Genomic DNA, 12,666 nt, shown 5'->3' with positions numbered 1-12,666 from the left:
TCCCTGACCTGACGGAGCCGAACCGGTGTGCTGAGGTGAGGACGGGCGGATCAGCCGGGGCCGGCGCTGCCCGCGTGGGGGAGCGCGTCGACCGAGATCGCACCGAGGACCGCGTCGAGCAGCCCGGGGAAGCGCGCGTCGAGATCCTCGCGCCGCAGGGACAGGAGCAGCTCTCTGCCGGACGGGCGCTGCCAGATGATGCCGCCCTCGCGCAGTACCCGCCAATGGTGGGTGAGCGTCGATTTGGAGACGCCTTCGAGCAGGCTCCCGCACGGGTACTCGCCGCCGGCCGCCAGGGCGCGGACCACGGTGAGACGCATGGGGTTGCCCAGCGCGGTGAACACGTTCTCCAGCTTGATCTGGTCCCTGGTCGGGTGGTTGACAGTCATGCCTTCAAAAGTAGCTCGTATGTCCAAGGATGGTCGAACAGTTGCTGGTCAGTACTTGTGCGCGAACCGGCCGAGGCCGTTCCCGACCTGACACACCCACCGGATCCGGTTGACAGGCACCTCGGAACCGTACGACTATCCGTGAACAGTGATTGTACGTACACAGTCGTACCGTTGAGCCCTCGAAAGGTCGTCACGCCCCATGTCTGCCACCCGTTCCGCCTCCCCGTCAGGCACGGGGACTCCCCGCCTCGGCTGGATTCTTGCTCTCCTGGCCTTCGCCCAGCTGATCATTTCCCTGGACTTCAACATCGTCTACGTGGCCCTGCCGGAGATCGGCGAGGAGCTGGGCTTCACCGACCAGTCGCTCCAGTGGGTGGTCAGTGCCTACGCGGTGGTCTTTGGCGGGTTCCTCCTGCTCGGCGGGCGTGCGGCCGACCTGCTCGGCAAGCGCAACATGTTCGCCCTCGCCCTCGGCCTGTACGCCGTGTCCTCGCTGGTCGGCGGCTTCGCCGGCAACCCGGAGACGATGATCGCGGTCCGCGCGGTGCAGGGTCTGGGCGGCGCGCTGCTCTTCCCGGCCACGCTGTCACTGATCAACACCCTGTTCGCCGAGGGCAAGGAGCGCAACAAGGCGCTCGCGATCTGGGGCGGCGCCGGTGCCTCCGGCCTCACCCTCGGCTCGCTCCTCGGCGGCGTCCTCACCGGCGCCTTCGGCTGGGCCTCGGTCTTCTTCGTCAACGTCCCGCTGGCCGGCATCGTGCTCATCGCCGCCCTCGCCGTCATGCCGCGCGACACCAAGGCCACCGAACGCCGCAGCTTCGACCTGCCGGGCGCCATCACCGCCACGCTCGGCGTGACCCTGCTGGTCTACGTGCTGGTCCAGGGCCCCGAAAGCGGTTGGGCCTCCACCGAGATCATCATCAGCGCCGTCGTCGCCGTCGCCCTGCTCGCCCTGTTCGCCCTCATCGAGGCGAAGAGCTCGGACCCGCTGATGCCGCTGCGCCTCTTCGGCAACCGCAGCCTCGCGGTCGGCATGGCCGTCACCTTCATCTTCATGGGCACCTTCAGCTCCCTGCCCTACTTCCTGACCGTCCTCTTCCAGAGCGTGCACGGCTTCAGCGCCCTGGAGACCGGCCTGGCCTTCCTGGTCCCCTCGCTCTCCATCGCCGCGGGCACCCAGATCGGTGAGCGCATGGCCACCCGCACCGCGACCCGGACGACCCTCGTCACCGGACTCGTCGTCGGCGCGATCGGCACCGCCGTCCTCGCCTACTCGATCTCCGCCGACGCCGGCTACGCGAGCGTCGTCCCCGGCCTCGTCATCGCGGGCATCGGCCAGGGCATCACCTGGACCGGCATGTGGATCGCCGCCGCCTCCGGCGTGGCCCCGCACGAGCAGGGCATCGCCTCCGGCATGGCCTCCACCACCCAGCAGATCGGCGGCGCCGTCGGCCTCGCCATCCTGATCGCCATCGCCAACGCCAACATCGACGGGCTCGCCGGCGACGCCCTCAAGACCAGCATGGCGGACGGCACCCAGACCGCCGTCTACATCGCCGCCGCGGGCATCCTCCTCGGCGCGCTCATCTCGCTCGCCCTCCCCGGCAAGCCCGCCGCCACCACCCAGACCCCCGTCCAGGGGGCCCCGGACCAGCGGGGCGAGGAGCACACCGTCAGCTCCCCCGCGAAGGTGTGACCTCGTCACCACCGCTGGACGGAGGGGAAGCGGCGCACGATCTGCCCGCTTCCCCTCCGTCATGTCCAAGACACCCCGTACGCCCAAGATCCCGCACAGCACCACCCAGCAACCTGGAGGTCCCCATGTCCCTGGACACCGACGTCGCCGTGGTCGGCGGCGGCCCGGTCGGCATGCTGCTCGCCGCCGAGCTCGCCCTGTACGGCGTACGCGCCACGGTCCTGGAACACCTGCCCGAGCCCACCGGGGAGTCCAAGGCCGGCACCCTGCACGCGCGCACCGCGCAGACACTGCACCGGCGCGGCCTGCTGGGCGCCGTACAGCCCGGAGCGCACAAGTCCCTGGGGCATTCCCGCGGGCCGGTGCCGTTCCACTTCGGCGGGATGTTCGAGCTCGACCTGTCGGCGGTCGTCCACGAGGGCCCCGCCATGGTCGGCAGCCCGCAGGCCTACGCCGAGCAGGTCTTCGCCCGCCGGGCCACCGCGCTCGGCACCCGCGTCGAGCGCGACAGCGAGGTGATCGGGCTCCGGCAGCACGAGGACCACGTCACGCTGACCGTCCGCAACGAGGCCGGGACCGAGCGGACGCTGACGGCCGGCTGGGTCGTCGGCTGCGACGGCGCGCGCAGCTCCGTACGCAAACTCAGCGGCATCGACTTCCAGGGCACCCCGGCGACGGTGGGCGCGCTGATGGGCGAGGTCGAGCTGCTCGACCCGTACCGCGCGCCGTCCGGCTGGGAGCGCAACGCCCGCGGCTGGACGCTGATCTGGCTCAACCCGTACGGCCGCAGCCGGGTCTCCACCTATGACTTCCGCGGCCCGCACGCGGACCGCGGCGCGCCCGTCACCCTCGACGAGATGCGCGGCGAGGTCGAGCGCATCGCCGGGTACCCCGTGCCCATGGCCAACCCCCGCTGGCTGACCCGCTTCAGCGACGCGGCCCTCCAGGCCGAGCGCTACCGAACCGGACGGGTCCTGCTCGCCGGCGACGCCGCGCACGTCCACTTCCCGGCCGGCGGCCAGGGCTTGAACCTGGGCCTCCAGGACGCGGTCAACCTGGGCTGGAAGCTCGCCGCGCAGGTGCAGGGCTGGGCCCCCGAGGCGCTGCTCGACACCTACCACGCGGAGCGCCACCCGGTCGCCGCCAAGGTGCTCTACAACGTCCGCGCGCAGGTCGCGCTGATGAACCCGGACCCGCGCACCGACGCGCTGCGCGAGCTCTTCACCGAGCTGATGCACATGCCCCAGGTCAACGAGTACCTCAGCGGAATGATCAGCGGCACCGCGGTGCGGTACGACATCGGCGACCCGGCCGACCCCATGGCGGGGCTGCTCGCCCCCGACATCCCGCTCAAGACCGGCGGCGGCGAGACGGGCCTGGCCGAGCTGCTGCACGGCGGGCGGCCGCTGCTGCTCGACCTCGGCGGGCGCGACGACCTGCTCGAAGCGGCCCGCCCCTGGGCCGACCGCGTCGCCACGGTCTCCGCGGTGACCGACGTACGGACCCCCGGCGCGCTCCTGGTCCGTCCCGACGGCTACACGGCGTGGAGCGCGGCCGGCATCCCGGAGGACGCGCGGACCCTGACGGCGGCGCTGCGCGCCTGGTTCGGCTCGCCGCTCCAGCGGTGAGCCGCGGGAGCCGGCGGTGAACCGGAGAACGCGAAGGGCCCGCCCGGCACATGAGGTGCCGGGCGGGCCCGCCGTCGTGCCGCTCGTCCTACGGAAGCCGGATGGACTGCCCGTGGCTGAAGCGGTTCGCCGGGTCGTACGCGGCCTTGATCTGCTGCAGGCGCGGGTAGTTGGAGCCGTAGTACAGCGTGTACCAGGGCACGCCCGACGTGTTGTGGGCCGGGTCGTTCAGGTCGATGTCGCAGTAGTTGATGTAGCAGCCGTCGGTGACGTCGTTCAGCACGGGGACGCCACCGGTGGCCGCGTACGTCTCCTCGTACAGATCGCGGAGCCAGGAGATGTTGACCGCGTCGTCGGCCGCGGACGGCCAGTAGCTCTGGAAGAGCAGCTTGAAGACCGAGTCCCGGTGCACGGTGGCCGTGGCGCCGGGGCTGACGGTGTTCACGTTGCCGCCGTAGGAGCTGAGCAGCACCATCGCGCCGGGGTTGTGCAGGTCGGTGCGGTTGAGGTGCTTCCAGAAGGCGGCGATCTGCGCGTCGGTCACGTTCTTCTTGTGGAAGGCCGACTTGTAGTCGCCGCGCAGCGTCGGGTCCACCAGGGTGCTGTTGGTGGTGCCCAGGTAGCGGGTGGCCTGCAGCCAGCCCATGCGCTGCGGGGTGAAGTACTCCGGCATCGGGCCGTGCTCGCCCATGGCCTTGGTGACCGGGCCGTGCGGGATGTCGACGCCCTCGGTGACCGCCGCGAGGAAGTCCTCCAGGAGCTGCTCCGCGTTCGCCACGGTGGCGTCCATCTGGGTGAGCAGACCTATCTCGCCATTGGACTTGTGGTTGAGCTTCAGGAAGCTCATCAGGCTTCCGTACTTGCCGCCGGGCGCCCCGTTGGCCACGTGCCAGGCACCGAAGTTGCGGGTGAGGCGGGTGAAGGCCGCCTCGGTGACCTGGTCCCACTTCCAGGAGATCGCGCTGATGAAGACCTCGGCCGGCGGCTTGACGAGCGACTGGTCCGGCGCCGTGCCCGTGGCCTTCGGCGAGCGGAACCAGTAGCGGGTGATGACGCCGTAGTTGCCGCCGCCCGCTCCCGTGTGCGCCCACCACAGGTCGCGGTGGGGGTCGTTCGCCTCGCGGGTCGCGAGGACGGTGCGGGCGGTGCCCGCGGCGTCCACGGTGACGACCTCGACCGCGTACAGGTGGTCGACGATCAGGCCGTGCTCGCGGGCGAGCATGCCCCAGCCGCCGCCGCTGACGTGGCCGCCGGCGCCCACGGAATAGCACATGCCGCCGGGGACGGTCACGCCCCAGACCTTGAACAGCCGCTCGTAGACGTCCAGCAGGGTGGCGCCCGCCTCCACGGCGAAGGCCTTGTACTTCTCGTCCCAGTAGACGGAGGTCATCTCGGACATGTCGAGGACGATCTGCGTGTCCGCGTTGAAGACGAAGTCCTCGTAACAGTGTCCACCGCTGCGCACGGTGAGCTTCTTCCTGGCCCGTGCGGCTTCCTGGACGACCGCGAGGACCTGGGCGGTGGAGTCCACCACCCGCACGCTCTCGGGGCGCCCGGTCCAGCGCTGGTTCATGCCGCGCACCAGGTCCTGGTAGCGCGGGTCGGTCGGGGAGACCTTCGCCGCGGGGAACTCCGCGACCGGTCCGGCCGCGGGACCCGTCGCGGATCCGGCGGCCCGCGCGGTGAGGGCGCCGCCCGCGGTGACCGCCGCGCTCGCGCCGACGACCGCCGCCGCATTGCCCAGCAGCTTCCTGCGACTCCACTGGCCGTTCGATACGTCTGTCATTGCTGTTGGCAAACCTTTCGTGGAATGTGGGTGACCTCGCGGCGCCCTGAGGCGTCAGGAGGACTTCTCGATCCGCTCGGACAGGCGGGGCAGGAGGCGCAGCGCGTTGGTCCGGCCGATGGCCGCACGCTCCTCGTCGGACCACCCAGGGAAGGCGCGGAAGCCCGCGGTGTTCTCCGTGGTGTGCGCGGCGGGCATGAAGGGGAAGTCGCTGCCGAACAGGATGTTCCCGGTGCCCGCGAGCTTGGTGAGCGCCGGAAGGGCGTACTCGGTGGCGGACATCGCGATGTCGTAGTGCAGGCGCCCGAGCGACCCGATGAGGTCCTCGGGCGCGCGCTCCGTGAGGTACGCGCCGATGGTCGGCCCGTACGTCATGCGCTGGGCCAGGAACGGCAGGGTGCCGCCCGCGTGGGACAGGATCAGCTTCAGGTCGGGCAGCCGGTCGAGGGTCCGGTTGAACAGCAGGCTGGCGACCGTGCGGGTGGTCTCGAAGGTGAACTCGTAGAGCGACGGCGGCAGATCGAAGGTGGCGAGGTCCTTCGACGGCGGGGTCATCGGGTGCACGTGGACCGGCAGGCCGCGCTCGGTGAGCTCGGCGAGGAGCGGCTCGAACTCGGGGTCGCCGAGGTAGCGGTCCTCGTAGCTGGTGAGCAGTCCGACGCCGTCGAGCCCCAGCTCGTCGATGGCGTAGGCCAGTTCCTCCCGCGCCGCGGCCACGTCGGGCAGCGGCAGGACCGCGAAGGCGCCGAAGCGGCCGGGGTGCCGGCGGATCAGCTCGGCGAAGTACTCGTTGACCTGGCGGGCGAGCTTGGCGCTCTCGTCGCCCTTGAGGAAGGTCACGCCCGGAGCGGTGATGGACAGTACGGCCGCGTCGATGCCGTGCCGGTCCATGACCTCGAGGCTCTCCTCGGGCGTCCAGGTGGGGTAGTCCACGCCGGGGATGGCCGTCTTCCCGCCGAGCGCCTCGGCGTAGACGGGCGGAATCGCGTGGTGGTGAACGTCGATCAGTCCGTGGGGTTCGTGGGGTCCGGGCATGAGGGGCTCCAGGGTCAATAGTTCGTGAATAGATCGCAGCCTTCGATGAAGGCGTTCACATGGAATTTACGAGAGGTATTCATCGCCGTACTGCGCGGCGACCCTGAGTGCCCGCTCCACGTCCAGCTCATATTGGGAGGCCGGCGGCATCGGAGCATTGTCGTCCGCCGAGACGCCGGCGCCGAGAAAGAATCCGTCCTTACCGCCGGGCATGAACATAATGAGAAGTTTCGACGGCTCGTCACTGACGTTCTTGAACGAATGGACACTGCCGCGAGGCACGTGGATGAAGGAGCCGGAGTTCAGCTTCAGCTGCTCGGTTCCGTCGAACATGTCCACCTTTCCCTCGAGGACGTAGAACGCCTCCTCCTCGTGGTGGTGGATGTGTGGAGGCGGGCCGCCACCCGGTGGGACCAGCGCTTCCATCATGAAGAAGTGCTTTCCGGTGTTGTGCTCGCCCGATTTGACCGTGTACTTGTCGCCGAATGCCCAACGGCTTGGGCCCTCGCCCGGGGGTACGTGCACGATCTTGCGCGACCACTGTTCTTCGAAACTCAAGGCGCCGCTCCGTCCTCTGCTTTTGGCGGGACACCCGTCCTGTCCCGGAATGGCCCAGCAGAGTGTCCGACGGTCGACAGGGCGGGACAACCGCGAACGGGACAGTAAGTCATGTCCAAAGGGATATTCGACGCCATCTGACATAGTCCCGCGGTCGCCTTTGATCCCCTCCACCGGCTTCGGACAGAGTCGGCGGCGGCCGCTTTCCTGAACCCGATCGGAGGCGGCATCACTTCACCCCAGGAGGTACCAGGTGAACGGTGTCCACGAATTCCTCCGCTCCTTGCCCGCCGCGCAGCAGCCGGACTGGGCAGAACACGCGGAGCTCGGGCGGGTACAGGAAGAACTGGCATCCCGGCCCCCGCTCGTCGACGCCGAAGACGTCGACGCCCTGCTCGCCCTGCTCGCCGGGGCCGCGGAGGGCCGCGTCCAGATCATCCAGTCCGGCGACTGCGCCGAGGACTGGGCCGACTCTTCCGCGGACAGCGTGGCCCGCAAGGCCGGCCTGCTGGAAGTGCTCGCCGGCACCATGAAGATGATCTCGCACAAGCCCGTGATCCGGGTGGGCCGGATAGCCGGCCAGTACGGCAAGCCGCGCTCCAACCCGACCGAGATCGTCGGAGGCGTCGAACTCCCCGTCTACCGGGGCCACATGGTCAACGCCCCCGAGCCCGATCCCGAGCTGCGCAAGCCAGACCCCACCCGCATGCTGACGGGCTACGAAGCGGCGCGCGGCGTCATCGAAGGCCTCGGCTGGCACCGGGACGAGCGGAGCCCGCGCCCCGACACCACCGTGTGGACCAGCCACGAGGCGCTGCTGCTCGACTACGAACTGCCCATGATGCGGACGCGGGCCGACGGCCGGGTGCTGCTCGGCTCGACCCACTGGCCGTGGATCGGCGAGCGCACCCGTCAGGTCGAAGGCGCGCACGTCGCGCTGCTGGCCTCGGTGTCGAACCCGGTGGCCTGCAAGGTCGGCCCCGGCATGACGACCGAGGACCTGCTCGCGCTGTGCCTCAAGCTCGACCCGGACAAGACGCCCGGCCGCCTGACCCTGATCGCGCGGATGGGCGCCGACACGGTCGGCGAGAAGCTCCCCGCGCTGGTCGCGGCGGTCCGGGAGGCCGGCCACCCGGTCATCTGGCTGACCGACCCGATGCACGGCAACACCGTCAGCGGCCCCGAGGGCCTCAAGACGCGCCTCGTGAAGACCGTGGTGCGCGAGGTCCTGGAGTTCCACCGCGCCGTCACCGGGGCGGGCGGTGTCGCCGGCGGCATCCACCTGGAGACCACGCCCGAGGCGGTCACCGAGTGCGTCGCCGACCAGGACCGGCTGCACGAGGTCGGCAACAAGTACACGAGCTTCTGCGACCCGCGCCTCAACCCGCGGCAGGCCGTCGCGGTGGCTGCCGCCTGGCTCGGCTGAAGGGGACGGGGACAGTGATGTACGGAGAGGAAACGATGGACAGCGGGATCGCCCTGGTCACCGGCGCGGCCGGCGGCATCGGTGAGGAGGTCGTCCGCACCCTGGCGGAGCGGGGCCTGACCGTGGCGGCCGTGGACCGGCACGCCGAGACGCTCGGCGACACCGTCGCCAAACTGCGCGCCGAGGGCCTGAACGTCGAGGGGTTCACCTGCGACGTGACCGTCTCGTCGCAGGTGGACGGCCTGGTCGACACCGTCGAGCGGGTCCTGGGCCCGGTGGAGTACCTGGTCAACTCGGCCGGCGTACTGCGCCTGGGCCAGGCGGTGTCCCTGTCCGACGACGACTGGGCGGCCACCTTCGCGGTCAACACCACCGGCGTCTTCTTCGTGTCGCGCGCCGTGGTCGGCCGCATGGTGGAACGCCGCTCGGGGGCGGTGGTCACCGTCGCCTCGAACGCCGCCGGCACCCCCCGGACCGGGATGGCCGCCTACGCGGCGTCCAAGGCGGCGACGGCCATGTTCACCAAGTGCCTGGGCCTGGAAGTGGCCCGGTACGGGATCCGGTGCAACGTCGTGGCCCCCGGATCCACCGCCACCCCGATGCTGACCGCCCTCTGGACGGACGGCGGCGCGGACGGCAGCGGCGCGCGGGGCTCGATCGACGGCATCGCCGACGAATTCCGGGTGGGGATCCCCCTCGGCAAGCTGGCCCACCCCCGTGATGTGGCCCAGGCGGTGGCGTTCCTGCTCTCCGACCACGCCTCGCACATCACCCTGCACGACCTCACCGTCGACGGCGGCGCCGCACTCGGCGTCTGAACCGCCGCCGAGCCGGGGCCCGGGCCGACACCCGGAGCCGATACCCGAACCCACACCTAGAGCCCGCACCCAGAACCCACACCCAGAGCCCACACCCAAGCGAGAGGAAGGCGACCATGGCGGGAATTCCGCCCATCGACCCGTACCCCATGCCCTCCGAGGGCGACCTCCCCGTCAACACCGCCGACTGGACGGTCGACCCCGACCGGGCGGTGCTGCTGATCCACGACATGCAGCGCTACTTCCTGCGCCCCTTCCCCGAGGGCGAGGCACCGGTCGGCGACCTGGTGCGCAACGCGACGCTGCTGCGTGAACAGTGCGCCGCCCTCGGCATCCCGGTCGCGTACACCGCGCAGCCCGGCGGCATGTCGGAGCAGGAGCGCGGTCTGCTCAAGGACTTCTGGGGCGCCGGAATGAAGGTCTCGCCCGAGGACCGCCGGGTGGTCGACCCCATCGAACCGGGTCCCTCCGACTGGGTGTTCACCAAGTGGCGCTACAGCGCCTTCTTCAAGTCGGAGCTGCAGGAGCGCATGCGCTCCCAGGGCCGCGACCAGCTCGTCGTCTGCGGTGTGTACGCCCACGTGGGCGTGCTGGCGACGGTCGTGGAGGCCTTCACCAACGACATCCAGTCCTTCCTCGTCGCGGACGCCGTGGCCGATTTCTCCGAGGCACAGCACCGGATGGCCCTGGACTACGTCGCCCAGCGCGCGGGGGTCGTCAAGACCACCAAGTCCGTGCTCTCCGAGCTCACCACGAAGTCCGTGCTCGCCGGACTCGCCACGACGGGCGGTGCCCGGTGATCCCGGACCTGCTGAACCGGGTGCTGACCGGCCACGCACCGGCGTACGCCCTGCTGTACCGGCCCGAGACGACCGGGCAGGAGCTCCTGGAGGTGCTGCTCGGCGAGGTGTCGAGCGTGGACACCCTCGCCGAGGTCCCCGTGCCCGAGGGCCCGGTCACCGGCCCGCGGCACGAGACCCTGGCCGTCATTCCCTACCGGCAGATCACCGAGCGGGGGTTCGCCGGCACCGACGACGGCGAACCGCTGATCACCATGGCGGTCGGCGAGCAGGCGGTCCTCCCGCTGGCCGATGCGCTGCGCAGGCTCCCCGACGAGCCCGTCACCCTGACCGGCGGCCACTTCGACGTGGACGACGACGCGTACGCGGCGATCGTCCGCGAGGTCATCGAGCGCGAGATCGGCAACGGCGAGGGCGCGAACTTCGTCATCAAGCGCTCGTTCGTCGCGGAGATCACCCACTACTCGCCGACCAGCGCGCTCTCCTTCTTCCGGCGGCTGCTGGAGCGCGAGTCGGGCGCCTACTGGACCTTCCTCGTCCACACGGGGGAGCGCACCTTCGTCGGCGCGAGCCCCGAGCGGCACGTCAGCCTGCACGACGGCACCGCCGTGATGAACCCGATCAGCGGCACCTACCGCTACCCGGCCGCGGGTCCCGACCTGCCCGGCGTGATGGCCTTCCTCGCCGACCGCAAGGAGGCCGACGAGCTGTACATGGTCGTGGACGAGGAACTCAAGATGATGGCCCGGATCTGCGAGGGGGGCGGCCGCGTCGTCGGCCCGTACCTCAAGGAGATGGCCCGCCTCGCCCACACCGAGTACTTCATCGAGGGCCAGACCTCCCGCGACGTACGGGAGATCCTGCGCGAGACGATGTTCGCGCCCACCGTCACGGGCAGCCCGCTGGAGAGCGCCTGCAAGGTGATCAACCGGTACGAGCCGGAGGGCCGCGGCTACTACAGCGGCGTCATGGCGCTCATCGGCCGGGACGCCGACGGCGGCCGCACCATGGACTCCGCGATCCTCATCCGCACCGCCGACATAGCGGCCGACGGCCGGGTGCGCATCGGTGTCGGCGCGACGCTCGTACGGCACTCCGACCCGCTGAGCGAGGTCGCCGAGACCCGGGTGAAGGCGGCCGGACTGCTGTCCGCGCTCGAAGCGGGCGGCGCGAGCCGCTTCGCCCGGCACGCCGACGTCCGGGGCGCCCTGGAGGAGCGCAACGAGGGCATCGCCGGATTCTGGCTGCGCAAGACCGCCGAGCGGTCCCTGCCCGTCCCGGAGCTCGCCGGCCGCAGCGTGCTCATCATCGACGCCGAGGACACCTTCACCTCGATGATCGGCCACCAGCTGGCCTCCATGGGCCTGAAGGTGACGGTCAGCCGGTTCGACGAGCAGTACGACACCGACGCCCACGACCTGGTCGTCATGGGACCGGGTCCCGGCGACCCGGGCGAGACCGCACACCCCAAGATCGCGCACCTCAGGGCGGTGGTCTCCCGGCTGCTGGACGAGCGGCGGCCGTTCCTCGCGGTCTGCCTCAGCCACCAGGTCCTCTCCACCCTGCTCGGCCTCGACCTGGTCCGCAGGACCGTGCCCAACCAGGGTGTCCAGCGGCAGATCGACCTCTTCGGTGCGCCGGAGCGGGTCGGCTTCTACAACACGTTCGCGGCGCGGCTGGCCGAGGACAAGTTCGAGCACCCGCAGGCCGGCATCGTCGAGGTCAGCCGCGACACCGAGACCGGTGAGGTGCACGCCCTGCGCGGACAGGGCTTCGCCTCGATGCAGTTCCACGCCGAGTCGGTGCTCACCGAGGACGGCGTGCGGATCACCCGCGACCTGCTGATCGGAGTGGTGCGCTCGTGCGAGCGGTAATCGTCTGGTGGGACCTGAAGGACTCCGTGCAGACCATCGACTCGCTGCGCGGGTTCCTGCGCGAGGAGGCGGTCGACCGGTTCAGTCAACTGGCCGGTCTGCGGCTGAAGTTCTGGATATCCGACCGGGAGACCGACCGGTGGGGCGCGGTACTCCTGTGGGAGTCCGCCGAGTCGGCCGCGCTCGCCGCGGCGCTGCCCAACCGGGCCGCGGAACTCATCGGCTACCCGCCCACCGAGCGTTCCTTCTTCGACGTCGAAGCCACCGCCGAGGGCGTCTTCTCGCTCGACCGGCTCGCCGGCCGAGGCCTGGCCCTCGAGAACTGAGCGGTTCCCCCACCGGGGGAGGGAGGCGGGCCATACGGCCCGTCCCGGGGCGCGCGAGTCCTTCCGCCACGTCTCCGTGGCCGCTCCAGTGGTCACCGCGACCATCGCGGGACTCGGTTCCGGCTCGTACCGGCACGCGCTCCTCGCCCCCGCCGAACCGCCCCGCCGAACCGCCCCGCCGAACCGCCCCGCCGAACCCCGCCCGCCCCGTCCCGCCCGGCCCACCCCACCCCACCCCACCCCACCCCACCCCACCCCACCCCACCCCACCCCTAGGCCTACCTCCACGCCCAAGCCCACGCCCAGCCAGCAAACAAGGAGCCCTGA

General features: G+C 70.7%; 11 protein-coding genes. 7 read left to right on the top strand and 4 right to left on the bottom strand.

From position 1 onward, the window contains the following. Positions 1–50: 50 nt before the first annotated feature. Positions 51–389 (bottom strand): ArsR/SmtB family transcription factor, encoded by a 339-nt coding sequence (locus ACFWBW_RS12505; RefSeq protein ID WP_385370996.1) that lies wholly within the window; start codon positions 387–389, stop codon positions 51–53. A gap of 202 nt (positions 390–591) precedes the next feature. On the opposite strand from ACFWBW_RS12505, the gene ACFWBW_RS12500 reads away from it, so the two are divergent. Continuing rightward, on the top strand, positions 592–2,088 hold the full coding sequence (locus ACFWBW_RS12500) for an MFS transporter (RefSeq protein ID WP_385370994.1): 1,497 nt from the start codon (positions 592–594) through the stop codon (positions 2,086–2,088). A 125-nt stretch (positions 2,089–2,213) separates the two neighbouring features. Beyond that, a complete protein-coding gene (locus ACFWBW_RS12495) occupies positions 2,214–3,716 on the top strand; it encodes an FAD-dependent monooxygenase (RefSeq protein ID WP_385370991.1) in 1,503 nt (500 codons plus the stop codon). An 88-nt stretch (positions 3,717–3,804) separates the two neighbouring features. Here ACFWBW_RS12495 and ACFWBW_RS12490 read toward each other — a convergent pair whose 3' ends face one another. The 3 genes from ACFWBW_RS12490 to ACFWBW_RS12480 all read right to left on the bottom strand — a co-directional run bounded on the left by ACFWBW_RS12490 (position 3,805) and on the right by ACFWBW_RS12480 (position 7,095). Continuing rightward, a complete protein-coding gene (locus tag ACFWBW_RS12490) occupies positions 3,805–5,502 on the bottom strand; it encodes an FAD-binding oxidoreductase (RefSeq protein WP_385370989.1) in 1,698 nt (565 codons plus the stop codon). Positions 5,503–5,556: 54 nt separating this feature from the next. Then, positions 5,557–6,537, bottom strand: coding sequence for an amidohydrolase family protein (locus tag ACFWBW_RS12485; RefSeq protein ID WP_385370987.1), 981 nt, complete (start codon positions 6,535–6,537; stop codon positions 5,557–5,559). A 66-nt stretch (positions 6,538–6,603) separates the two neighbouring features. Beyond that, a complete protein-coding gene (locus tag ACFWBW_RS12480; protein WP_385370985.1) occupies positions 6,604–7,095 on the bottom strand; it encodes a cupin domain-containing protein in 492 nt (163 codons plus the stop codon). 253 nt (positions 7,096–7,348) lie between these two features. Here ACFWBW_RS12480 and ACFWBW_RS12475 point away from each other — a divergent pair, with 253 nt between their 5' ends. From ACFWBW_RS12475 to ACFWBW_RS12455, 5 genes are all read left to right on the top strand, one after another. After that, positions 7,349–8,521: a 3-deoxy-7-phosphoheptulonate synthase gene (locus tag ACFWBW_RS12475; RefSeq protein WP_385370983.1), complete on the top strand. Its 1,173-nt coding sequence runs from the start codon at positions 7,349–7,351 to the stop codon at positions 8,519–8,521. 35 nt (positions 8,522–8,556) lie between these two features. Further along, a complete protein-coding gene (locus ACFWBW_RS12470) occupies positions 8,557–9,339 on the top strand; it encodes a 2,3-dihydro-2,3-dihydroxybenzoate dehydrogenase (RefSeq protein ID WP_385370981.1) in 783 nt (260 codons plus the stop codon). A gap of 116 nt (positions 9,340–9,455) precedes the next feature. Beyond that, a complete protein-coding gene (locus ACFWBW_RS12465; RefSeq protein ID WP_385370980.1) occupies positions 9,456–10,139 on the top strand; it encodes an isochorismatase family protein in 684 nt (227 codons plus the stop codon). Next, positions 10,136–12,013: an anthranilate synthase family protein gene (locus ACFWBW_RS12460; RefSeq protein WP_385370978.1), complete on the top strand. Its 1,878-nt coding sequence runs from the start codon at positions 10,136–10,138 to the stop codon at positions 12,011–12,013. Before ACFWBW_RS12465 ends, ACFWBW_RS12460 begins: the two co-directional genes overlap by 4 nt. Continuing rightward, positions 12,001–12,339 carry a hypothetical protein gene (locus ACFWBW_RS12455; RefSeq protein ID WP_385370976.1) on the top strand — a complete coding sequence of 113 codons (339 nt, stop codon included), beginning with the start codon at positions 12,001–12,003 and terminating at the stop codon, positions 12,337–12,339. The genes ACFWBW_RS12460 and ACFWBW_RS12455 overlap by 13 nt, the downstream gene beginning before the upstream one ends. Positions 12,340–12,666: the final 327 nt, after the last annotated feature.

The organism is Streptomyces sp. NPDC059957 (assembly GCF_042730015.1).
In the GTDB taxonomy this organism is placed as follows: Bacteria; Actinomycetota; Actinomycetes; order Streptomycetales; family Streptomycetaceae; genus Streptomyces.
This window is presented reverse-complemented; position numbering and strand designations above follow the sequence as displayed.